General features: G+C 72.4%; 20 protein-coding genes. 4 read left to right on the forward strand and 16 right to left on the reverse strand.

Annotation, left to right across the window (positions count from 1 at the left end; translation table 11 throughout):
* Window positions 1–22: 22 nt before the first annotated feature.
* Genes AAME72_RS13450 through AAME72_RS13470 form a run of 5 tightly spaced genes read right to left on the reverse strand, consistent with a single transcriptional unit; the run spans window position 23 to window position 5,369 of the window.
* A complete protein-coding gene (locus tag AAME72_RS13450; RefSeq protein ID WP_348787061.1) occupies window positions 23–1,237 on the reverse strand; it encodes a multidrug effflux MFS transporter in 1,215 nt (404 codons plus the stop codon).
* Window positions 1,234–2,250 carry an alpha/beta hydrolase gene (locus tag AAME72_RS13455; RefSeq protein ID WP_348787062.1) on the reverse strand — a complete coding sequence of 339 codons (1,017 nt, stop codon included), beginning with the start codon at window positions 2,248–2,250 and terminating at the stop codon, window positions 1,234–1,236. Before AAME72_RS13455 ends, AAME72_RS13450 begins: the two co-directional genes overlap by 4 nt.
* Complete coding sequence (locus AAME72_RS13460) at window positions 2,247–3,227, reverse strand: alpha/beta hydrolase (protein WP_348787063.1); 981 nt, start codon at window positions 3,225–3,227, stop codon at window positions 2,247–2,249. Before AAME72_RS13460 ends, AAME72_RS13455 begins: the two co-directional genes overlap by 4 nt.
* Window positions 3,228–3,255: 28 nt before the next feature.
* Window positions 3,256–4,218 carry an aldo/keto reductase gene (locus tag AAME72_RS13465; protein WP_348787064.1) on the reverse strand — a complete coding sequence of 321 codons (963 nt, stop codon included), beginning with the start codon at window positions 4,216–4,218 and terminating at the stop codon, window positions 3,256–3,258.
* 29 nt (window positions 4,219–4,247) lie between these two features.
* Window positions 4,248–5,369: a zinc-binding dehydrogenase gene (locus AAME72_RS13470; RefSeq protein WP_348787065.1), complete on the reverse strand. Its 1,122-nt coding sequence runs from the start codon at window positions 5,367–5,369 to the stop codon at window positions 4,248–4,250.
* 109 nt (window positions 5,370–5,478) lie between these two features.
* Here AAME72_RS13470 and AAME72_RS13475 point away from each other — a divergent pair, with 109 nt between their 5' ends.
* Window positions 5,479–6,942: an amidohydrolase family protein gene (locus AAME72_RS13475; protein ID WP_348787066.1), complete on the forward strand. Its 1,464-nt coding sequence runs from the start codon at window positions 5,479–5,481 to the stop codon at window positions 6,940–6,942.
* 138 nt (window positions 6,943–7,080) lie between these two features.
* Here AAME72_RS13475 and AAME72_RS13480 read toward each other — a convergent pair whose 3' ends face one another.
* Window positions 7,081–7,872: an SDR family oxidoreductase gene (locus AAME72_RS13480; RefSeq protein ID WP_348787067.1), complete on the reverse strand. Its 792-nt coding sequence runs from the start codon at window positions 7,870–7,872 to the stop codon at window positions 7,081–7,083.
* Between the two features lie 96 nt (window positions 7,873–7,968).
* Between AAME72_RS13480 and AAME72_RS13485 the strand changes: the two genes are divergently transcribed.
* Window positions 7,969–8,937, forward strand: a complete 969-nt coding sequence (locus AAME72_RS13485; protein WP_348787068.1) for an aldo/keto reductase — start codon at window positions 7,969–7,971, stop codon at window positions 8,935–8,937.
* Window positions 8,938–9,033: 96 nt separating this feature from the next.
* Here AAME72_RS13485 and AAME72_RS13490 read toward each other — a convergent pair whose 3' ends face one another.
* Window positions 9,034–9,789, reverse strand: coding sequence for an alpha/beta fold hydrolase (locus AAME72_RS13490; protein ID WP_348787069.1), 756 nt, complete (start codon window positions 9,787–9,789; stop codon window positions 9,034–9,036).
* 150 nt (window positions 9,790–9,939) lie between these two features.
* Between AAME72_RS13490 and AAME72_RS13495 the strand changes: the two genes are divergently transcribed.
* Window positions 9,940–10,938: a methyltransferase dimerization domain-containing protein gene (locus tag AAME72_RS13495; RefSeq protein ID WP_348787070.1), complete on the forward strand. Its 999-nt coding sequence runs from the start codon at window positions 9,940–9,942 to the stop codon at window positions 10,936–10,938.
* Between the two features lie 72 nt (window positions 10,939–11,010).
* Window positions 11,011–11,910, forward strand: coding sequence for an MBL fold metallo-hydrolase (locus AAME72_RS13500; RefSeq protein ID WP_348787071.1), 900 nt, complete (start codon window positions 11,011–11,013; stop codon window positions 11,908–11,910).
* Between the two features lie 100 nt (window positions 11,911–12,010).
* On the opposite strand, the gene AAME72_RS13505 is transcribed toward AAME72_RS13500, so the two are convergent.
* The 9 genes from AAME72_RS13505 to AAME72_RS13545 all read right to left on the reverse strand — a co-directional run bounded on the left by AAME72_RS13505 (window position 12,011) and on the right by AAME72_RS13545 (window position 22,186).
* Entirely contained in the window at window positions 12,011–12,604 is a 594-nt protein-coding gene (locus AAME72_RS13505) for a TetR/AcrR family transcriptional regulator (RefSeq protein WP_348787072.1), read from the reverse strand.
* Between the two features lie 79 nt (window positions 12,605–12,683).
* Window positions 12,684–14,336, reverse strand: coding sequence for an amidohydrolase (locus AAME72_RS13510; protein WP_348787073.1), 1,653 nt, complete (start codon window positions 14,334–14,336; stop codon window positions 12,684–12,686).
* Window positions 14,337–14,338: 2 nt separating this feature from the next.
* Entirely contained in the window at window positions 14,339–15,163 is an 825-nt protein-coding gene (locus AAME72_RS13515) for a molybdenum cofactor biosynthesis F family protein (protein ID WP_348787074.1), read from the reverse strand.
* Between the two features lie 49 nt (window positions 15,164–15,212).
* Window positions 15,213–17,192: a primary-amine oxidase gene (locus AAME72_RS13520; protein ID WP_348787075.1), complete on the reverse strand. Its 1,980-nt coding sequence runs from the start codon at window positions 17,190–17,192 to the stop codon at window positions 15,213–15,215.
* Window positions 17,193–17,325: 133 nt separating this feature from the next.
* Window positions 17,326–18,105, reverse strand: coding sequence for an SDR family oxidoreductase (locus AAME72_RS13525; RefSeq protein ID WP_348787076.1), 780 nt, complete (start codon window positions 18,103–18,105; stop codon window positions 17,326–17,328).
* Window positions 18,106–18,130: 25 nt separating this feature from the next.
* Complete coding sequence (locus AAME72_RS13530; RefSeq protein ID WP_348787077.1) at window positions 18,131–18,856, reverse strand: SDR family oxidoreductase; 726 nt, start codon at window positions 18,854–18,856, stop codon at window positions 18,131–18,133.
* 33 nt (window positions 18,857–18,889) lie between these two features.
* Window positions 18,890–19,582: an ATP-binding cassette domain-containing protein gene (locus AAME72_RS13535; protein ID WP_348787078.1), complete on the reverse strand. Its 693-nt coding sequence runs from the start codon at window positions 19,580–19,582 to the stop codon at window positions 18,890–18,892.
* A complete protein-coding gene (locus AAME72_RS13540) occupies window positions 19,579–21,339 on the reverse strand; it encodes an ATP-binding cassette domain-containing protein (RefSeq protein WP_348787079.1) in 1,761 nt (586 codons plus the stop codon). Before AAME72_RS13540 ends, AAME72_RS13535 begins: the two co-directional genes overlap by 4 nt.
* A complete protein-coding gene (locus AAME72_RS13545) occupies window positions 21,326–22,186 on the reverse strand; it encodes a branched-chain amino acid ABC transporter permease (protein ID WP_348787080.1) in 861 nt (286 codons plus the stop codon). The genes AAME72_RS13540 and AAME72_RS13545 overlap by 14 nt, the downstream gene beginning before the upstream one ends.
* Window positions 22,187–22,238: the final 52 nt, after the last annotated feature.

Genomic DNA, 22,238 nt, shown 5'->3' on the forward strand with positions numbered 1-22,238 from the left:
GAATCTGCGTACTCGGCGGTTGCTATGTGGAGGGACCGAGGGCGCGGGCGCGGAGGTAGGCGAGGGCGGCGACGAGGGCGGCCGCGGCCGAGGCGGCCGCGATCGTGACGGCCATGGCGTGGGCGGAGGCGCCGCCGAGCGCAGCGAGCGGACCGACCAGCGGGCCGACGGTGAACGTCACCGTGCCGAGCAGCGCGGCCGCCGTCCCGGCCCGGGCGGCGTGCGCGCCGAGCGCGAGCGTCGTGCCGTTCGGGCCGCCGACGCCCGCCGAGAACAGGAACAGCGGCAGCGTCGCCAGGATGCCGGGCAAGCCCCAGCCGAGCAGCACGGAGTCCGGCAGCAGCGCCGCCGCGAAGCAGGTCGCGAGCTGACCGGCGAGATACATCCGCGCGGGTCCGAGCCTGCGCACCAGCACCCGGCTGAGCTGCGCGCCCAGCAGGTTCGCCAGTGCGTTGACCGCGAAGAACAGGCTGAACGCCTGCGGGCTCAGGCCGAACTGGTCCTGCAGCACGAAGCTGGACATGGACAGGTAGGCGAAGAACGCGGCGCCTCCCGCCGCTGCCGCCAGCAGCACGAGCACGAAGAGCGGGTCGCGCGCGAGCGAGCGCAGGTGGACGCCGATGGTGCGCATCCCGCCGCGGTGCCGATCCGGCAGCGGCAGCGTCTCACGCAGCCCGGTGAAGGCGAGCACGAACAGCGCCGCGCCGATCCCGGTGAGCATTGCGAATATCCCGCGCCAGTCGAGCACCAGTGCGAGCGCCCCGCCGGCCACCGGCGCGACGATCGGCGCGGACGCGCTCACCAGCGCGAGCAGGCTGAGCATCCGGGACAGGTCGGCGCCACTGTACATGTCGCGGGCGACGGCCATGGTGATGACGAGTCCTGCGGACCCGGCGAGCCCCTGCAGCAGCCGGGCGACGAGGAGAACCTGGATGGTCGGCGCCAGCACGCAAGCGAGCGAGAACAGGGTGAACAGCGAGACGCCGACCAGCAGCGGCCGTCGGCGCCCGAAGCGGTCAGAGAGCGGACCGGCCACGAGCTGCCCGACGCCGAGGCCGACCATGCAGACCGACATCGTCGCCTGCGCCAGCGCGTCGCTCGTGCCCAGCGACGACGCCAGCTGGGGCAGCTGCGGAAGGTAGAGATCCATCGACAGCGGGCCGAACGCCTCCAGCAGCCCGAGCACCAGGATGCTGCGCCGCACGCTCATCAGCGGCGTCGCCGCGGCGACGCTCACGGCAGCCGGAGCACGCGCCGCACCCAGCTGTCGCGCGCGTCGAGCGCCGCCCGGGAGACGATCGCGTCCGGCGAGAAGCCGGAGAAGCCGTGGTACGCGCCGCTCCACACGTGCAGCTCCGCCTCGCCTCCCGTCGCCCAGATCCGCGTCGCGTAGTCGACGGATTCGTCGCGGAACACCTCGGCGGAGCCCACCTCGATGTAGGCGGGAGGCAGCCCCGAAAGGTCGGCGGCGCGAGCCGGCGCGGCGTACGGCGAGACCGCGTCGCTGCCGCGCACGCTTCCCAGGATGGCGTCCCAGGCGGTGTCGTTGTTGTTGCGATCCCATGCGCCGAAACCGTCGTACTGACGACTGGAGACGGTCTCGTTGCGGTCGTCGAGCATCGGGGTGTTGAGCAGCTGCCCGGCGAGGCGGGGACCGCCGCGGTCCCGTGCCATCAGCGCGACCGAGGCCGAGAGGCCGCCGCCCGCGCTCGCCCCGGAGACCAGGATGCGCGCGGGGTCGACGCCGAGCTCTGCCACGTGCTCGGCGAACCACACCAGCGCTGCGTAGCAGTCCTCGCCGGAGGCGGTGCCGGGGACGCCGTCGGCCACCGCCTCGGGGAACAGCCGGTACTCGACCGCCACACCGACCATCCCGTAGCGCACCGCGAATTCGATCAGTTCGCCGGTGCCGAAGAACCGGGTGCCGAGCACCTGTCCGCCGCCGTGGATGCTGAGGACGCCCGGAGCACCGGCGTCGGCGTCGCCGCCCGGTCGCGCCCCGGTCGGCCGGATGATCGTCACGGCCACGTCCGGAGCGCCGGCCGGGCCGGGGATCACCCGATCCTCCCAGCTGACGGGGAGCCCGGCGACCTGGTCCCGGATCGGCGGGATGATCGTCGCGAAGTGCGCCCGGTTCTCCAGGATGGTGTGCTCGCGCAGCGGGATGCGCTCGACGAGGTCGAGGAACGCCGCGAGCCCTGGCTCCAGCTCGCGGTCGTACGGCACCGGCCGCGGGGTCGTGTCGGTCACGGGTTCAACCGGAGGACGCGGCGCAACCACGAGAACCGTGCCGCCAGGGCGGCGCGCGTCACCTCGCTCGCCGGTGCGTACATGTCGAAGCCGTGGAAGCCGCCCGACCAGACGTGCAGCTCGGCCTCGCCGCCGACCGCCCAGATCCGGGAGGCGAACTCGATGTCCTCGTCACGGAACGGCTCCGCGGCACCGACCTCGATGTAGGCGTGCGGCAGCCCGGACAGGTCGGTCGCGCGTGACGGCGCCGCGTACGCGGGCGCGTCCGAGCTGAATGCGAGCTCCTCGCCGAGCACGCACTCCCACGCGAGCAGGTTCGCCTCCCTGGTCCACGTCCCGAGTCCCGCGTACTGGTGGCTGGAGACGGTCGAGTTGGTGTTGTCGATCATCGGGCACAGCAGCAGCTGACCGGCGATGGCGGGGCCGCCGCGGTCACGGGCGAGCAGCGCGACGGCCGCGGAGAAGCCACCGCCCGCGCTGCCGCCCATCACCACGATGCGCTCAGGGTCGGCTCCGATCGACGTCGCGTTCTCCGCCAGCCAGACCAGGCCCGCGTAGCAGTCCTCGACGCCGGCGGGGTAGGGGTTCTCCGGCGCGAGCCGGTACTCGACGTTCACGGCGATCACTCCGAGCTCGGCGACCAGCTCGACGAGCCGCGCGGTCTCCCAACTGCGGTGGCCGACGATCATGCCGCCGCCGTGGATGTTGTAGAGCACCGGAAGCGCAGGCGCGTCCAGGCTGTGGCCGCGCGGGGTGAGGATGGTCACCTCCAGGTCGGGCGCGCCGGCCGGGCCGGGGATGACGCGGTCCTCGGCGTCGATCGCGAGGTCACCGATGACTTCGGCGGCGCTCGGGAAGAACGTGGCGGCGCCCTCGCGGCTCTGCGGCAGGGTCTCCCGGCTGAGCGGCGGCTGCGGGTCGGCGGCCATCGCCTCCAGCACAGGCGCGATCTCGGGGTCGAACGGGACGGGGATCATGGTCGCTCCTTCTGACGGTGGGATGACGTCACGGGCCGGCGGGGTCGACGACGTCCTTGTCGGCCCAGAACGGTGCGACGCGGTCGCGGATGGTCTCGGCTCCGATGCGGTCGACCAGCGCGACCGCATCGAGGTTGCTGCGCACCTGCTCCAGGCGGCTCGCGCCGAACAGGGTGGTCGCGGTCGCGGGGTGGGTGAGGCTGAACGCGACCGCGAGTTGTGCGGGGGTCGTCCCGAACTCCTCGGCGACGGCGGCGAACGCGGGCACGTCGGCGACGATCCGCTCCCGGATCGAGCCGGGGTCGCGGCCGACCTCGCGGCCGGGCTGGACGTTCCCGGCGAGGATGCCGCCCTCCATCACGTCGGAGGCCTGCATGACGAGGCCGCGCTCCCAGAGCCGGGCGAACGGGGCGCCGTCCGGGATGGAGCGCCGGGCGACGCTGTACTTGAGCTGCGCCACCTGCGGTCCGGGCACGCCCTCGGCCTCTGCGATGTCGAGCAGTGCCTCGATGTTCGCCGCCGACCAGTTGTTGACGCCCCAGGTGCGGATGAGCCCGGCCTCGGCGAGACCCGCCAGGTCGAGGACGAGGTCACGCAGGTCGAGGTCGTCCCGACGCAGGTCGCCGAGGATGACGAGGTCCGCGTACTCGGAGCCGACGCGGAAGAGCGCGTGCTCCAGCTGCGGACGGAAGCCGCCGTCGCCGTAGCCCTCGAGCCACAGTTTCTCCGAGAGCAGGTAGTCGGAACGGTCGATGCCGGCGGCGCGGACGATCGCGGAGAACAGCACGTCGGTGAAGACCGGCGGCTGCATGCCGCGGAAGCCGTAGACGCCGACGTCGAACAGGGTGATGCCGTGCTCGACCGCGTACGCGACCATCTCGACGGCGTCGGCGAAGTCCATCCGGTCGTAGGTGTGCCAGGAGCCGAGCGCCAGGACGCTGGTCTGGATGCCGGAGGAGCCGAGCGGGCGGGCGGGGATGCGGGTGGTCATGTCGTTCCTTCCTGCGCGGACGCGCAGCCTCAGCCGATGCGCGGGTCGATGACGGCCTTGATCTCACCGAGGGAGGCCATGGTCACGACCTTCTCCGAGGCTTCGGCGAGGCCGACGGGTGGGCTGAACAGCTCGTCCCACGGCATCCGTCCGGCGAAGTCGCGGAAGAACTCGATCGCGCGGTAGTAGTCGGAGATGTCGCCGTTGAGCGAGCCGACCACCGTCAGCTCCTTGCCCATGATCGTGCTGAGCGCCACGGTGTCCCCGGCCGGCCCCGTCGAGCCGACGATGACGACGGTGCCGCGCTGGGCCGCCATGGCGAGTGCCTCGGGGCCGACGCTCGGCGCTCCGGCGAAGTCGAGCACGAGGTCGGCTCCGTGCCCCTCGGTGAGGTCGAGCACGCGCCGCACGGTCTGCTCGGAACCGCCGGCGATGTCCACGACCGCGTCTGCGCCGAAGCGCTGCGCCATCGCGAGCCGGTCGGCGGGGGCGCCGACGGTGATCACGGCGCCCGCGCCGGAGAGGTGGGCGACCGCGGTGGCGAAGATGCCCAGGGCACCGGAGCCCTGCACGACCACCCGCGATCCGGGGCGGACGCCGCCGGCGCGCTGGAAGGCGCGGAGCACGGTCTTGGCCGCGCATCCGGCCATCGACGCCCAGCTGTCCTTGACCTCGGCGGGCAGCAGCAGCTTCGCGGCTCCCGGCGTCACGTACGCATAGTCGGCGAGCCCGGCCGTGGCGTAGGGAGGCACGTCCGAGCGCTGCAGGAAGCCGTAGCCGCGCTTCGAGCAGTGCACGGGCTCGCGCAGCACGGTGCAGCCGTAGCACTCGCCGCAGGTGGACTCCGACCAGCCGATGCGGTCGCCGGGGGAGAGCGGGCGGCCCAGCGCGTCCGCGGTGCCGTCGCCCACGGCGACCACCTCGCCCACCATCTCGTGGCCGAGGACCATCGGCAGCATCCCGGGGAACGTCATCTTCCCCGACCAGATCTCGATGTCGGTGCCGCACAGCGTGGTGCAGGCGATGCGGACCAGCGCCGCGCCCGGCTCGATCTCGGTGGGGAGCGGGAGCTCCTGCAGTTCCAGGGGCCGTCCGTGCTCGGTGAGCACGGCGGCGCGCGTGGAGACGGGGATGGTGCTGGGAATCGTCATCGAGACTCCAGATCGTCGGGGCGGCTCGCGGGGTGCGAAAGCGTCGCCGTGGGTTATTCTACATACGTTGACCAAAATAGCGAGGTCGACCGGAGAACAGGAGGACCCCGTGCAGACAGCACCCGATCCCAGCGCCGACCTCGTCCTGCGCGGCGGCGTCGTCCACACCCTCGACGGGGACGACACCACCGCCCAGGCGATCGCGGTGCGGCACGGCCGCATCCTCAAGGTCGGCAGCGATGCGCAGGTGGAGGCCACGATCGGCCGGCGCACGCGCGTCGTCGACCTCGATGGCCGCGCCGTGATCCCCGGCGTCAACGACTCGCACCTGCACGCGACCTGGCTCGGGGCGATGTGGCCCCGCACCGTCTTCGGCGGCGGCGGCGACGACGCAGCTGCGGGCGAGCAGGCGCCGCAGCCTCTCGCCGACGGCGACGGCGACGGCGACGGCGCTGCGGCCCACGGCGACCCGCACGACACCTCCCACTCGGCGCCGCTGCTGACCTCGCACGCGGAGCGCCGGGCGGCGATCCTGCGCGCGGGCGAGCTCATCGCCTCCCTCGGCATCACGAGCTACACCGAGCCGGGCCTGGGGCCGGGCGAGAACACGGGAGCGACGGGATGCTTCGGCCAGGACGTCTTCGACGCCTATGTGGAGCTGGAGGCCGAGCGGGCGCTCACCGCGCGCGTGAACGTGCTCGCACTGTTCGGCGTGCTCGACGGGCCGAGCGCGCTGCGCGACGTGGTGGACGGGGTCCGCGACCTGCGCAGGGAGACCGACCGGCCCACCTGGCTGCGCGTGGCGGGCATCAAGATCTTCGCGGACGGCATCCCGCCGATGCACCAGGCCTGGACCAGGCACCGCTACCCGGACGGCGCTCACGGCGGGCTGCTCATCGACGGGCTCGACCTCGACGAACAGACGGCGGCACTCGCCGGCATGATCGGGGAGGCCAATCGGCTCGGCCTGCAGGTCGGTGTGCACGCCACGGGCGACCGCACGATCGACAGCGTCGTGGACGCGGTGGAGGCGGCGCTGGCCGAGAGCCGGATGGAGCTGCGGCACTACATCATCCACGGCGACCTGGTGACCCCGCAGGCCCTGCAGCGGATGGCCGCGCTCGGGATGGGGTTGAACGTGCAGCCCGGCATCGCCGTGAAGACGGCTCCGTGGCTCGCCGGCGTGCTGGGCGAGGAGGTGGCGGCCGCTGCCTGGCCGCTCGCGGCCGCCCGCGCGGCCGGGGTGGACCTCTCGCTCAGTTCGGACGCGCCCATCCTCGCGCCGGACTGGCGTCAGGGAATCGCGGACGCGGACGCGTGGCTCGGCGCACCCGAGCCGGGCGGCGAGGCCGAGCGGATGCGCGGCCTGCTGCGGGCTTACACGACGGTGCCGGCGAAGCAGGACGGCGCGGAGCCGTGGAAGGGCTCGCTCGAGCCGCGGAAGGCGGCCGACCTCTGCGTGCTGGAGGCGGACCCCCTGACGCTCGCGCCGGTGGAGCTGCCGGGCGTCGGGGTGGACCTGACCGTGGTGGACGGGGATGTGGTGTTCGAGCGGGTGGGCGTCGCGGTCTGACTCGGACGTCGATAAGGGAGGACATCCGCGTGGATCGCGCGCCGATGTCCTCCCTTTCCCGTCTCCGGGGCGTCTCCGCCCCGAAGGTCCTCCCTCTCCGACGGTCGCGCCGGCGCGCCGGAGCGGGAGGAGTCCCGATCAGGCGAGCAGCTGGCCGCCGTCGACGGCCAGGCTCACGCCGGTGATGTGGTGGGCGCCCGCGAGGAACACCACAGCGGGGGCCACATCGTCCACCTCGGCGAGCCGCCCGAGCGGGATGCGCGACGCCCACGCCTCGCGCGCCGGCGAGCCCTCCGGCATCCCCGCGCGCAGCATCGGCGTCAGCACCGGGCCGGGCGCGACGGCGTTCACGCGGATGCCCGCGCCGGCCAGCTCGATCGCGGCCCAGCGGGTGAGGGAGTCGACGGCGGCCTTGCTCGACTCGTAGGCGCCCATGCCCGGGGTGGGCTGGCGGCCGCCGATGGACGAGATGTTCACGATGGAGCCGTGCACGCCGTCCGCGGTCATCCGGCGCGCGACGGCCTGCGTCACGGTGAAGGTGCCGAGGATGTTCACCCGCACGATCCGCTCGTAGTCCTCCGGGCGCAGTTCCGTCAGCATCCCGTGCACCGAGAGGATGCCCGCGTTGTTGACGAGCACGTCGATCCGCCCGTGGTCCGCCACAATCTGTTCGACCGCGGCCGCGACCGCGACAGGGTCGGTGATGTCGACGGCCACGGCCGATGCGCCGAGGGCGGAGGCGGTGCCCGCCGCCGCGTCGGCATCGACGTCCGCCACGATCACGCGGTCGCCGACCGCGAGGAAGGCCTCGGCGATCGCGCGGCCGATGCCGCCCGCGCCGCCGGTGACCAGGACGACGCGGTCGCCCGGTGCGCGGCCGGTGGCCGTCGCAGTCGCTGTCGTGGGCGGGGTGCTGGTGCTGTCGGTCACGGTGGACCCTCTCTGCTCGAACGCGCCGCACCGTCGCGACGCCGGTTATATTATACAAGCGTAGAAAAAACGCATCCACCGTTGCAAGGAGGCACCGTGTCCGCACTCGTCCCCACCAGAACCCTCGGGCCCGGCGGTCCCGAGGTCCCGGTCTTCGCCCTCGGCTCCTGGAACTCCTGGGACCGGATGACGCCGGAGGGCGCTGTCGCGCTGGTGCGGCGCGCGGCCGAGGTCGGCGCCGCCTTCTTCGACGTCGCGTACTACAACATGGGCCCGCACGCCGAGAACGCCCGCACGGACATCCTGTTCGGTGAGGCGGTGCGGACGGCGGGACTGCGGCGGGAGGACTACCTGCTGTGCGGCAAGCTCTGGCTCTGGGAGTACCCGGCGCAGTCGTTCGCCGACCAGATGGACGTCTCGCTCGAGAGGATCGGCGTGGAGAGCGCCGATCTGGTCGTCGTCGGCGACTACTTCGGCGAGGTGGACGTGCAGCGCATCGTCACCGACGTCGCCGCGGAGATCGGGAAGGGCAGGTTCGCCTCCTGGGGTGTCAACAATTGGGCGATCGGCGACGTGTGGGCCGCGCTCGACTTCGCCGACGCGGAGGGGCTGACGCCGCCGACCTTCGCCCAGCTGAAGTACGGGCTCGTACGCCGGACGATGGCGGAAGGGTCGTACTACGGCGAGCTCTTCGACAGCGGCAGGCTGGCGCTGCAGGCCTCGGACGTGTTCGAGGGCGGCATCCTCGCCGGCAGGCTCACCCCGTCGCGGAAGATCGGCGCGGATGTGGGCGGCATCCGCGAGGCGATCGTCGCCGCCTATCCCGAGGTGGAGCGGATCGCCGCCTCCGTCGACGCGACCCCGACGCAGCTCGGGCTTGCGTTCGCGCTGTCGCATCCCGCGACCGCCAATGTACTGTTCGGCGTCAGCCGGCTCGCGCAGCTGGAGGACAACCTGGGCGCGCTCGCGCTGCTCGACCGCGTCGGCGCCGAGGCGATCCGCGCCCAGACCGCCGACCTCTGGCTGGACCGAACCATCAACCCCGACGGCACCTGGACCCCGTGACCCCACCCGTCGCCAGCCCTCGAGTACGCAGATAATCGCCCCGAAACCGTCGAGTACGGAGAGATTCTTCGTACTCGGCGGTTTCGCGGGCGGGGGTCAGCGGGCGAGGAAGGCGATGGCGGCGGCGCGGAACTCGGGGGAGTCGAGGGCTCCGCGGTGGTCGCCGGGAACGCGGAGGAACTCGGCGTCGGGGATGCGGGCCGCAAGAGCGTCGAGGCCGGCCGCCATGCCGTCGTCGACGCCCGCCGCGAGAAGCGTCGGCACCTCAGGCGCCGGTGAATCGGGCTGGAACGGCTCGGCGCCGAGACCTTCCATCATGGCGAGCAGGGATGCGGTGTCACGGCCGGGCGCGGACACCATCCCCGCCATCATCCCGATCATCGGGTCGGCGGCGGCCTCGTCGGCGGCGGTCTCTCCGGAGGCGGCCCGCCGGACGGCCGCCACGTCCACGGCCGCGAACGGCTCGAACGGGCTCAGGCCGCCGAGCACCAGCCGGCGGACGCGACCGGTAGCCGGCAGCTCCCAGGCCAGACGCGCGCCGAGCGAGTAGCCGACGACGTCCACCCGGTCGGCGTCGGCGCCGTCGAGGATGAGGTCGATCGCGTCCACGATCGCCGCCACGACCGCGCCCGTGCGCGCCGCGTCGCCGGAGACCGCGGGGGAGTCGCCGTGGCCGGGCAGGTCGAGCAGGTGCACGTCGCGGCCGGCAGCGGTGAACGACGCCGGCCATCCCGTCGTGCCGAAGTCCTCGTCGGCGCTGGCGGCGAAGCCGTGCAGCAGCACGACCGGCGGCAGCGCGGAGACGCCGACCTCGGCGCGCGTGGAGTGGGTCGCAAGGGTGGGGGTGGGCATCGCGGTCCATTCGCTCGGTGGATCCCCGCCGAGGCGGGCGGCTCTGCATCGACCGCCCCGGCCGGGTTTTTCTATGATAGTAGAAAATAAACCGGGAAATGGATAGAGTCGTCCCCATTCGTGCCGGACACCGACAGAAAGAGCTGCGAAGTGACCACAACCCGTACCCCCGCCGCCACCACCCCGGAGGCCATCGTCGACATCGCGATCGGCTTCATGGGGGCCAAGCAGCTGTTCGCGGCGAGCCGCGTCGGGCTGTTCTCCGCCCTCGCCGACGGTCCGCTGGATGCGGCCGCGGTCTCCGCCGCCACTGGCGTCCCGGAGCGCCAGGCGCGCATCCTCGCCGACAGCATGGCCGCGCAGGGGCTGCTGACCCGCACCGACGGCCGCTACGAGCTGACCGCCGACGCCGCCGCTTACCTCACCGGCGACCGCGCCGAGCTCGACCTCGGCCCGTTCCTCGCCTTCCTCGGCGCCACCAGCTACACGCAGTGGCTCGGCTACGACAAGACCGTCGACTCCGACGAGCCGGGGACGCTGGAGCTGGACGAGGCGGGCTGGGGTGACTTCCTGGCCGGCGTCATGCGCTACAACGAGCTGCACGCGGCGATGCTCGCCCGCCACTTCGACTTCACCCCGTACCGTGACGCGCTGGACCTCGGCGGTCTGAGCCCGGCCTTCGCGGTCGAGGGCATGACGGCGAACCCGGAGCTGAACGTCCGGTTCGTGTTCGACCCGCAGTCGGTGGAGCCGGTGCGCCAGGCCGTCGCGGAGGCCGGCTTCGCCGACCGCACGAGTGTCGAGGGCGCCGAGACCGCGACCGCGGAGCCGGGCGGCTCGCACGATCTCGTGCTGGTGAACCACGTCATCCACCGTTTCGACGAAGCGCAGAACCGCGCGATCTTCCGCAACGCGCGCGACGCCGCGGCCGACGGCGCGACGCTCCTGGTGCTCGACTTCTTCCTCGACGACGACCCGCAGCAGCGCAAGATCGACGCCCTGCACGCGGGCGAGTACTACAACATCGACGGCACCGTTGTGTACCCGGAGTCCTTCGTGCGCGAGTGGCTCGCCGACGCCGGCTGGCGCGCGGAGGGGACCGTCGCCCTCCCGGGCAGCCCGCGCATCCTTGTGGCGCGCGCGGTCTGACCCGCGCGCCCCGAACCGCCGGTGGGCCTGACTCGCGGGGCCCGGCCGATCGGGGTCCGCTAGCGTGAGGGGATGGCCGCCATCGACACCGTAGCCCCCGGCGTGCACCGCGTGCACGTCCCGATGCCCGGCGGCGGCCTCCCGTTCAGCAACGCCTACCTGCTCGACGACGCGGACGGCGCCGTGCACGTCGTCGACCCCGGCTCGCCGACCGACGACGCGCGGGATGCGCTCCGCAGCGCCCTGCGCGGCGCGCGCGTCGCCTCCATCGTCGTCACGCACCTGCACGCAGACCACGCGGGCGCCGCCGCCGCGTTGCGCGCCGAGACGGACGCGCCCGTCCTGCTGCACGAGCGCGAGGCCGCGGCGCTGCGGATGCTCGCCGACGGCATCCCCGCGCCCGACCTGGACGCCTGGGGCGTGCCCGCCGAGCGCCGGCCGGAACTGCTGGCGGTGGCCGTCGTTCCGGCGGGCCCCGCTCCCGTCACTCCCGATCGCACCGTGGCGGACGGCGAGCTGCTGGCCGTGCCCGGCCGCCGGGTGCGCGCGCTCTGGACGCCCGGCCACACCCCGGGACACCTGTGCCTGCACGTCGAGGATGCCGGGCTGCTGCTCACCGGCGACCACGTCCTCCCGACCGTGAACTCCGGCCTCGGCCTCGGCGGCCCGACCGCCGACGACCCGATCGCCGACTACCTCGCCGCGCTCGACCGCGTGGCCGCGCTCGACGACGGGACGCTCCTCGCCCTGCCCGGCCACGAGGACCCGTTCACCGGGGTGGGCGAGCGCTGCTTCGCCCTCGCCGAACACCATCGTCGCCGGACGCGGGAGGTCGCCGCGCATCCCGGCGGCACTGTGTGGGAGACGGCGGCGACGCTCACCTGGACCGGCGGCTGGGACGCCCTCTCCGGCTTCACGCTGCTCTCAGCCCTGCGCCAGACCGCCCAGCACCGCGCGTACCTCGCGATCTAGGTGCCGAGGGGCACGTCGTTGTCACCTTTCCGCCCCGAAAGCGACAACAACGTGCCCCTCGGCGGCGTCCGCGCCGGGCGGGACCCCGTGCGAAAGGCGGCTAGCGGCGCGTGATGCGGTCGAAGAAGGCGTCGAGCTGGGCCGTCAGCAGCTCGGGCGTGGAGAGGTCGGGCGCGAGCAGGGACATGATGTTGGCCCCGGCGTTCACGACGACGATCTCGTCCACCAGCTGCTCGTCCGGGGTGTCCGTGACGATCTCACCCGCCGCGCGGGCCTGCGCGATGTAGGTGGCGAGTCCCGAACGCCACGCGACCAGGTGCTTCCGGTACGACTCGTGCAGCTCCTCGTTCGAGAGCGCGCGCTCCCAGAAGCTCATCAGCACGCGGCCGGCCGTGATCGACTCCGGGGTCAGGGGCGCGGTCGCGTACAGGATGGCGCGCAGCGCGTCGAGTCCCGTCTTGCCGTCGACGGACTGGTCGACGCTCGAGCTCACCATGCCGAGCGCGCGCTCGTACGTGCCCTGGATGATCTCGTCCTTGCCGGGGAAGTAGTGCTTGAGTGCGCCGTTGGCGAAGCCCGCCTCCGCGGCGATCTCGCGCATCGTCGCGGCCTCGAGACCGCCCTTCACGATCAGACCCCACGTCACGTCGATGATGTCCGAGCGCCGCTGGTCGTGGTCGATCACCTTGGGCATGGTCCTCCCCTCGACACCCGGCCGACCCGGGAGTCTCCACAAGTGTAGGGGAAAGACCCGCAGCGCCCGCGGAGGGCCGTCACCCGCGGGAGTACACCGGCCGGCCGGCGAAGTACGTCCGGTCTGCCCGCAGCGACACCAGCTCGGTGACGGGGATGTCGAACGGGTCGCGGTCCAGCACCACGAAGTCCGCCGACTTGCCAGGCGCAAGCGAACCGGTCACCGAGCCGAGGCCCATCGCCGTCGCCCCGTTGATCGTGAAGACCTCGATCGCCTCCGGAAGCGTGATCGCCTGCTCCGGGCCGAGCACCCCGGGCCGCTGCCCGCTCGGGTCGGCGCGGGTGACGAGGCCCTGGATGCCCTCCCACGCGTTCGGCGTCTCGCTCACCGGCCAGTCCGAGCCGCCGGCGACCAGCGCCCCGGAGTCGATCAGCGACCGGTTCGGCTGCAGACCGGCCACCTCCTCCGCCGGTCGCACGGTGCTCAGCGCGTCGGCGATCACACCCGGGAACCACAGGAACGGCGAGATGTCCGCCGCCACCCCCAGCTGCGCGAACCGCGGCAGGTCCTCCTCCGCGATGAACTGGCCGTGCGCCACCTGGTAGAGCGGCTCGGTGTGGCCGTCTGCCCGCACGGCCTGCACCGCATCCAGCACCATGCGCACGGCAGCGTCGCCGGAGCAGTGGATCTTCGCGGAGATGCCCTGCGCGGCGGTGCGCCGAAGCCAGCCGAGCAGCTCGTCGGCCGGCATCGTCGTCTCACCGTGGAAGTGCGGGCCGTAGCCCTCCGCGGGCAGATACGGCTCGAGGAACGCGCCCGAGTGCGCCGGGGGAGTGCCGTCCAGGAAGATCTTGATGAAGTCGGGACGGTGGTGCTCGCCGGTCAGCTCCTCGCGGTGCTGGATGAGCGCGTCGCCCAGCTCCGCGTACCCGAAGATCTGGTCGTTGACGGTCATCGAGGACACGACCCACGCATCCAACTCGCCCCGGTCGTCGAGCGCCTTGAGCGCGCGCATCTGGTCGAGCGAGATGGCGGCGTCCTGGAACGCGGTGATCCCGTACGAGTGCACGATCTCGATCGCCCTCAGCGACGACTTCTGCTGCTGCTCTGCGCTCAGTGCGACGGCCGGCCCCGCCACCTCCTCGACGAGGAGCCCGGCGGCCTCGAGCAGCACGCCGCTCGGCTCGCCGGTCTCCGTGTCGCGCACGATGACGCCGCGGTCGGGGTCGGGAGTCGAAGCGTCGATCCCCGCGAGCTCGAGCGCGCGGCTCGACGCCCAGCGGTTGTGGTGGCTGTCGTCGGTCAGCAGCACGGGGCGGCCGCCCGCCGCCTCATCCAGCGCCCGGCGCGCGGACGCGTGGCTCAGCTCGTCGAGCAGGCCGGTGCCCCAGCTGCTGCCGATGATCCACTCGCCGGCGGCGCGGGTGTCGGCATAGGCGCGCACCGCCTCGAGCACCTCGTCGAGCGAGGCGGTGTTCGAGAAGGTGAGCTCGTACAGCTCGGCGCGGCCGGCGTGCGAATGGTGGTTGTGCACGTCCACAAGTCCCGGCATGACGAACGCGTCGCCGAGGTCGATGCTCTCGGTGTCGGGACCGCGGAAGGCGGCGAGGCTGTCGACGGTCCCGACGGCGAGGATGCGACCGCCCTGCACCGCCATGGCCTCGGCCCAGGGCCGATTCCGGTCGACGGTGTAGATGCGCCCGGTGACGATCAGGTCGGCCGCGCCGCCCACGCTCAGGCCTCCGCCGGGTCGTACGCGGCCGGGTGGACCGTGTTGGAGAGCAACCGCCCGTAGGCGCCGAAGGTGAAGTGCGTCGGCACCTCGCCGCTCTCGTCCAAGCCGAACAGGACGCCGTGCGAGCGGATGCTGCGCTGGTCGCGGTGGTCGGCGATCGTGACCGACGCGCACGGGATGACCTTCTCGCGCCACGCGAACACGTAGATGCCGGGACGCACCTGCCACACCGAGTTCTCGTCGGTGTCCGCCAACCCCTTCTCGGGTCCCGCGAGGCACTGCCAGGTGTACCAGTTCGGGCTGAGGTAGACGTGCTCGTAGGCGTGCTGCGACGAGTAGACCCACATCACCCTGCGGCCGATCAGCGACACGGTCGGCGCAGGCTCGGCGCCGGACGGCTCGATGCCCTCGATCCGGGAGGGCACGAACAGCTGCTTGACGGCCGTGTTGCCGGGAAAGTCCCCGCCGATCGCCTGGATAACGGAGAGCGCACGGCCGTTCGTCAGGTCGATCACGAGCGAGACCGCCTCATCCGGCTTGTGCTCGTGGTGGAACTGGGCGAAGTACAGGCCGTCGTCGACGCGGAACGCCTCGTAGGCGTCCGATCCCGAGCTGCCGGGGATGGGGTCGCCGGCGCCCGGCAGGTACTCCCAGTCCACCCGGTCCGCGCCGAAGCGGTGCACGATGCGTGTGCCGCGGTCGTCGACCACCGTCACGGTGCGGCCGTCGAGATCGGGCGTCACGGGAGCCTTGTTGGCGTCGAAGCCCGGCGCGAGTCCGTCGAGGGGAAGCCAGGTGGAGGTGTCGGAGAGCTGGATGGACATGGGACTCCTTCGTCGGTGTCGGTCGGTGTCGAGGGGAGTGGAGAGACGCTCAGTGGTCGCAGGTGCAGTCGTCCCCGCCGCCGCAGCAGGCGGAGTCCGCCGCGCCGTCCGGCAGGTCGAGTGCGGGGTTGCGGTCGAGGAAGCCGTACGGCTTGAACAGGAACCCGGAGTAGTCGACCGGCATGATCGGCCAGTCCTCCGGCCGCGGGATGTGGGTCGGGCCGAACACGTGCCAGAGCACGATGTCCTCCTCGACCAGGGACCGGTCGGCCGCCGTCCAGGCCGGCAGGCCACCTCCTCCGGCGTGCGCGTTCGGGTAGTCGCCGGCCGGGAACCGCTCGGCGGGGTCGTACTGCGTCGCCCACAGGTGCTTGGTGGCGAACGTCGCCCGGCCGAACACCGTGGACTCCGGCTGCGCCATCAGGGTCGCGCCGGGCTGCGGGATCAGGTGGAACGCGGTGGGCTTGCCGACGGCGTTGCGCCGGGACGAGCTGGTGACCTCCCACACCCGGGAGGTCGCCGGGTTGGCCAGGCGCCCGGACTCCGACTCGCGGGTGATCGGTGTGGTGGTCCAGGTGAACGCGTTGCCGTAGGGGTTCTCCGGTCCCATCGGGATGCCGGTCACATCCACTTCGGCGAGCGAGTTGCGGTCGCCGTCGATCGCCACGTCCAGCCGGGCGCAGAACAAGTGCTGGTGCACCGGGGCGAAGAGGCCGGGCGCGATCTCGGTGGCGTGCGGGTCGCTGCTGCCGGGGATTCCGGCGCCGGCGAACACGATGCCGGTCGCCTTCGCCTCCACCTGGATCGTGCCGTCCAGGTAGAAGTACCAGAAGAAGCCGTAGTCGTAGTTGCCGATGGTCGAGAAGTAGGAGACGACGAGCCGGCGGGAGCGGCGCACCTCGGCCTTGCCGAGCAGGTCCGTGTGCTTCCAGAGGATGCCGTAGTCCTCCTCGTGCATGCACACGACCTGCGGGATGGTGACCGGGTTTCCGTGGTCGTCCGCCACGACGCCGTCGAAGTAGTGGATGACGCCGAGGCAGTCGCAGCCGAGCGCGAGCGGATTCGCGTTCTTGCCGAGCAGGTACTCGCCGGCGTCGAAGTAGCTGATCCAGAACCGGGTCGGGGTGATGTCGCCGTAGGGCACCACCATCTCCGGGACGGAGGCGCGGGAGAGCACCGGGCGCACCTCGTCGCCGTCGCGGAAGCCGACCTCGTGCAGCACCAGGCCCTCGCGCGCGTTGAAGCCGACCCGGAACGACCAGTTCTCCCACTCGACGGCCTGCCCGTCCACGCGGAAGCTCGGACCCTCCGGCTGGGTGATCTCGATGGGCTTGAGGCTGGTGCGGGCCGCCCCGATGGTCGCCGCGTCGTAGTTGCCGTCCAGTTCGGGGACGGGGACGTCGCCCTCGTCCTCGACGCGGATGACCTCCCCGCGGGTCAGGTCGATGTGCACGATGAGGCCCTCGACCGGGTGCGACCACGGGGAGTCCTCGGGAGTGGAGCGCAGGAAGGTGAGGCTGCGGATGGCGCGGCGGCCGACCTCGTCCACCCGGTTGAAGAAGCCCGGGGCGAGCGGGGCGCAGAAGGCCAGCTCCATGCGGTCGGCGAGACCGCGGCGGGTCATGGCCGCCTGCCACTCCGGCGACGCCTTCGCGATCTGCTCGGCGCGCTCGTACTCCTCGAGCAGGTACTGCGGCTGGCCGTACGGCGTCTCCGCTGTGCCGAGCGCCCGGTAGTCGATGACCTCGTTCGTGGTCACGGAGACGATCGCTTCCGCCGATTCGCCGGTCGCGGTGTCCAGGATCACGAACAGGATGCGGCGCTCGATCGCATCACCCGGCCGGAAGGCGGCGACGGCCTCCTTCGACGGTTCGACCGGGAGCACGTTCGGGAACCGGCTCGCCGCGCCGATCAGGCCCGCCGCAGCGAGCACGGCACGGCCGGCCGCGATCTCCTCCGCGGTCAGGGAGTCGAGGGGATGCACGACGGCGGTCGGTGCGGAGACGGTGCTGCTGCTGTGGGAGTGCATGGTGATCCTTGATTCTCGATTTCGTTCAGTATCCCCGTGCGCGCCCTGCGCCGGGTTGACCGCCCGCGCGAACCCCTTGACCCGCAGCGCGCGCCCCGCAGCGTGCGCCCCGCTTCCGGCCTCCCGACGTGCCTCAGCCGACCGCGATCGTCGGCAGGTCCACGATGTGCGCGCCACCGTCGACCACGAGCGTGCTGCCGGTGACGTAGGAGGCATCGCGGGAGGCGAGGAAGCGGATGACGGAAGCGATCTCCTCCGGCTCGGCTGCGCGCCCGAGCGGCACGTCCTTCGTCACGATCGCGTAGCCCTCCTCGCGGCCGCCGATGCCGGCCTGGCGGGCGAAGTCGTCCATCTCCTCGTCCGCCATCGGCGTGCGCACCCAGCCGGGGCAGACCGCGTTGACCCGCACGCCGGAGCGGCCGTAGTCGCGGGCGAGACTCCTGGTCAAGCCGAGCAGTGCATGCTTGCCGACCGTGTAACCGGCGACCCCGGGGCCGGCGAACAGCCCGGCGAGCGAGGACACCACGACGATGCTGCCGCCGGAGGCCGCGAGCGCGGGCAGCGCGGCCCTCGCCAGCACGAACGCGGTGGACACGTTGGTGCGGAACGAGAGGTCCCACTCCTCGTCGCTCGTGTCGGCGACGGTGCCGGTACCGTGGCCGCCCGCGTTGGCGACCAGCGCATCCACCCGCCCGAGCTCGTCCAGGACGCGCGCGAACACCGCCTCGGTCTGGCCGCGGTCGGCCGTATCGCAGGGTAGGGCGAGGCCGCCCGTCTCGGCTGCAACGGCCTCCAGCGGCTCGCGCCGGCGACCGAGCAGCACGACGCGCGCGCCCTCGGCGGCGAAGCGGCGTGCGGTCGCGGCGCCGATGCCGGTGCCGCCACCGGAGATGACGACGACGGGGGAGTCCATGGGGATCCTTTCGGGAGAGCCGGGTTCAGGCCGGGAACGACGACCGGGCCAGGTAGCCGAAGTCGGAGACGAGGGCGTGGCCGTTGACGGGACGCGACGCCGGCGACGCGAGGTAGAGCGCGTGCCGGGCGACCTCGTCGGCGGTCTGCACCGGGAAGGGCGCGTCGCCGAACCCGCCTTCGGAGACGCCGAGGTCGCCGCGCGCCATCGGGGTGTCGACGATGGAGGGGCAGATGCAGTTCACGCGCACCCGGTCCGGCTCCAGGTCGACCGACAGGGCGCGCGTCAGCTGGAGCACCGCCCCCTTGGACGCGTTGTACGGCACCATCCCGGGAGCCGCGACGAAGCTCGAGTCGGAGGCGAGCAGCACGATCGCGGGGGAGTCGGAGCCGCGCAGGTGACGCAGCGCGTGCTTGACCGTGAGGAAGGCGCCGGTCGCGTTGACCGCGAGCACTGCGTTCCATTCCGTCAGCGAGATGTCCTCGATGCTGCGGCCGAACGGGCCGGAGACGCCCGCGCAGGCGACCACCGCATCCAGCCCGCCGCCGAGCCCGGCCGCCGCCGCATCGATGGCGGAGGCGACGGCGTCCTCGTCGGTCAGGTCGGCCGGGTGCGTGACGCCCGGTCCGGCCGCGCGGTCGAGCCCGGCGACCAGGGCGCCCTCGTCTGCGAACGCCCAGGCGCACGCCGCGCCGATCCCCGACGCCACTCCCGTCACCAGGATGCGGCGCCCGTCGAGGTGCAGGTCCATGCGTTCCCCTTTTCGGATCGATGGCGGGGCGGCTCAGGAGCCGAGGTAGGCGGCGTGCAGGATCTCGGGGGAGGCGGCCAGCTCGGACGCGGCCCCTTCGTAGGTGACCCGGCCGGAGGAGACGACCAGCGCGTCCGTCGCCACCGACAGCGCCAGGTGCGTGAACTGCTCCACCAGCAGAACGCCCACCCCGGACTCCGCGAACTGCTGGATCATCGGCAGCAGGCGCATGAACACCACCGGCGCGAGGCCGAGCGACATCTCGTCGATCAGCAGGAAGCGGGGCTGCGACGCGAAGGCGCGTGCGAGCACCACCATCTGCTGCTCGCCGCCGGAGAGCAGCCCGGCCCCGCTGGTGCGGCGCTTCTCGAGCTCCGGGAAGCGCGCGAGCGCGGCATCCACCCCCTCCGCGCTGCCCGCGGTGAGCCGGATGTTCTCGGCGACGGTCAGCGACGGGAACACCGCGCGGCCCTGCTCGATGTGCACGATGCCGCGGCGGGCGCGCTGCACCCGCGACAGCTTGGCGAGCGAGGCGCCGTCGACGCTGATCGTGCCTCCGCTCGGGGAGATGATCCCCGAGACCGACTCGAGCAGGCTGGTCTTGCCCGCGCCGTTCGGCCCGACCAGCGCGGTGATCCGCCCGGGCTGGACGGACAGGCTCACGTCGCTGATGACCGGGCCGGCTCCGCGGCTGACGGTGACGGAATCCAGGACGAGCGCGTTCACAGCATCTCCGTTTCACCCATGTACGCCTTCATCACGGCCGGGTCGGCGAGCACCGTGTCCTGCGGGCCGCTGGCGAGCACCTGGCCGAAGTCGAGCACGGTGATCTCGCCGCAGACCGAGCGGACGAGGTCGAGGTCGTGCTCGATGAGCACGATGGACATCCCGAACCGCGCGGGCGCATGCAGCAGGCGCGCGCCGAGCTCGACGTGCTCCTCGTGCGAGAGGCCGGCGGCCGGCTCGTCGAGGATGAGGATGCGCGGCCGCGAGAGCACGTTGGCCGCCACCTCCACGAGCCGCCGGGTGCCGACGTCGACGCTCTGCATCCGCGTACGCGCGGGCGGGCAGCCGAAGAAGGCGAGGGCGTCCTCGATCTCGTCGGCGGTGAGCCGGCGGCGGGCGACGAAGCGCACGTACGCCTCCACCGTGAGCGTCGGGGGCACCCGGTCCTGCTGGAAGGTACGACGCAGGCCCAGCCGCGCCCGTTTGGTCGGGGAGAGGCCGTCGAGCGGGCGGCCGTCCAAGCTGATGCGTCCGGTGTGCTGGGGCAGGAAGCCGGTGACCGCGTCCGTGAACGTCGACTTGCCCGCACCGTTCGGCCCGATCAGGCCCACGATCGTGCGCTCGGGCACGACCAGGCTGACGCCATCCAGCGCCTTCACCTGGCCGAATGCGACGCCGAGGTCCTCGACGACCAGCACGGGGGCTCGCTCACCGGGCGCCTCCGAGGCGACGGGCGCGGTCGTGGCGACGCCCTCACCGTCCACCGCCTCCAGCGGCACGATCGGCCGGGGCGGCGTCAGCCGGGCCTGGCGCTTCCACCAGGCGTTCCGGATGCTCTGGCCGAGGTTCGAGCCGCTCGCGAGCGCCTGCACGCCCAGAACGCCGAAGATCACGAAGCCCCAGTCCTGCGGGATTCCCCAGCGCTTCAGCAGCTCCGGAACGGCGACCCAGAGGATGCCGCCGAAGACCGCCATGTCGATCAGGTACGCGCCCGACATGATGGCGAGCACGTACAGCGCGAGCGACTGGATGGGTGTGAACGAGCTCGCGAACGGCAGGCCCACCTGCCCGGCGATCAGGCCGCCGCTGATACCGGCGAGCGTGGCGCTGACGGCGAACGCGGTCAGCTTCGCACCGCGCACGCTGGCGCCGACCGACGCCGTGCCGCGCTCGGAGAACGCCACCGACTTCCAGCTCGACCCCCAGCGGCCACCCTGCAGGAAGTAGACGGTGATGCCGCACACCACGAGCACCAGCACGCTGAAGAAGAAGTAGGAGCGGTCGTCGCTGAACGCGTCCGGCCGGAGCACCGGGATGCCGTCGGTGGACCCGGGGAACTGGATCTGCACCAGCGTCACGTCGGCCGCCGCGGCGAAGCCGAGTGTCACCACCGCGAGGTTCACGCCGCGCAGCCGGAGCGCCGGCAGGCCGACGAGCACGCCGACGACACCGGCGGCGATCCCGCCGAGGACGAGCCAGAGGATGAACCCGCCGGGTGCGTTCAGCACGTTCAGCAACGAGACGATCCACGCGCCGACGGCGGCGAAGGTCAGCTGGCAGAGCGCGATCATCCCGGCGCTGCCGGTCACGATGCCGAGGCCCAGGATCGCGATGGCGGCGACCACCGCGCTGACGGCGAGGAAGACGAAGTACCCGGACAGCCCGACGCTCAGCAGGTAGCCGACGCCGAGGGCGACGGCGCCGACCACGAAGGGGAGGGCGATCCTGAACGCGGGGGAGGAGCTAGCGCGCCGCATCCCACACCTCCTTGCGCTGCATCCACAGCAGGAATCCGACGATGAAGAGGAACGGCAGGAAGTTGCGGATGAACGACACCTGGTCGATCTGCGCGACCAGTCCGCTCAGGAGGCCGAGCACCAGTCCGCCGACGACCGCGAGGTCGAGCCGGCGGAACGCGCCGAGCAGGGCGGCGGCGGACGCCGGCACGATGAGCATCGACAGGCTCGTCGCGTCGTTCGACTGCGAGGGCGCGACGATGATGATCACCAGCGCGGAGATGAGTCCGGTGACCGCCCAGACCGTGACGCTCAGCGGCTTCGACGGGATGCCGATCAGCTCCGCCGTCGTCGGCCGCTCCGAGAGCGCCCGCAGCTTGGTGCCGACGGAGGTGCGGGCGAGCACGATCTTGCACGCGACGGCGACGACGACGGCGAGGGTCACCGTCGCGACCGTCACCTGCGCGATGACGACGCCGCCGACCGAGAACGCGGGGCCGGCGATGATCGGGCTGAACGGCTGCGGCTTGTTGCCGAACAGGATGAACGACAGCGAGATGAGCAGCAGCAGCGGCCCGACGGTGACGGCCGACCGGGTGGTCGTGTCCGCCTCGGCGAGCCAGGTCGCGATGATCAGGCCGATCAGCGCGCTCAGCGCGCCGCCGAGCAGCACGCCGGCGATCGAGCCCAGCCAGATCGGCCAGCCCGCATGGCTGACCAGCCACACGGCGACGAAGCCGCCGAACATCCCGGTGGCCGCCTGCGCGAAGTTCACGACGCGCACCAGACGGCTCATCAGGGTGAGGCACACCGCGAGCACGGCGTACAGACCGCCGGCGGCGAGGCCGGCGAGAGCGCCCTGCAGCATGGGCGGCTCCTTTCCTGGGTTCTGGAGGAGGTGAGGATGCGCGGTGCGCGGC

It is taken from the genome of Leifsonia sp. NPDC080035 (assembly GCF_040050925.1).
Lineage (GTDB): Bacteria > Actinomycetota > Actinomycetes > Actinomycetales > Microbacteriaceae > Leifsonia.

What these genes read in the sequence shown, in the direction of transcription:
- AAME72_RS13460 (WP_348787063.1), bottom strand. Translation starts at nt 3,227, where the DNA reads ATGATCCCCGTCCCGTTCGACCCCGAGATCGCGCCTGTGCTGGAGGCG.
- AAME72_RS13465 (WP_348787064.1), bottom strand. Translation starts at nt 4,218, where the DNA reads ATGACCACCCGCATCCCCGCCCGCCCGCTCGGCTCCTCCGGCATCCAG.
- AAME72_RS13470 (WP_348787065.1), bottom strand. Translation starts at nt 5,369, where the DNA reads ATGACGATTCCCAGCACCATCCCCGTCTCCACGCGCGCCGCCGTGCTC.
- AAME72_RS13490 (WP_348787069.1), bottom strand. Translation starts at nt 9,789, where the DNA reads ATGCCCACCCCCACCCTTGCGACCCACTCCACGCGCGCCGAGGTCGGC.
- AAME72_RS13500 (WP_348787071.1), top strand. Translation starts at nt 11,011, where the DNA reads ATGGCCGCCATCGACACCGTAGCCCCCGGCGTGCACCGCGTGCACGTC.
- AAME72_RS13505 (WP_348787072.1), bottom strand. Translation starts at nt 12,604, where the DNA reads ATGCCCAAGGTGATCGACCACGACCAGCGGCGCTCGGACATCATCGAC.
- AAME72_RS13515 (WP_348787074.1), bottom strand. Translation starts at nt 15,163, where the DNA reads ATGTCCATCCAGCTCTCCGACACCTCCACCTGGCTTCCCCTCGACGGA.
- AAME72_RS13520 (WP_348787075.1), bottom strand. Translation starts at nt 17,192, where the DNA reads ATGCACTCCCACAGCAGCAGCACCGTCTCCGCACCGACCGCCGTCGTG.
- AAME72_RS13525 (WP_348787076.1), bottom strand. Translation starts at nt 18,105, where the DNA reads ATGGACTCCCCCGTCGTCGTCATCTCCGGTGGCGGCACCGGCATCGGC.
- AAME72_RS13530 (WP_348787077.1), bottom strand. Translation starts at nt 18,856, where the DNA reads ATGGACCTGCACCTCGACGGGCGCCGCATCCTGGTGACGGGAGTGGCG.
- AAME72_RS13540 (WP_348787079.1), bottom strand. Translation starts at nt 21,339, where the DNA reads ATGCGGCGCGCTAGCTCCTCCCCCGCGTTCAGGATCGCCCTCCCCTTC.
- AAME72_RS13545 (WP_348787080.1), bottom strand. Translation starts at nt 22,186, where the DNA reads ATGCTGCAGGGCGCTCTCGCCGGCCTCGCCGCCGGCGGTCTGTACGCC.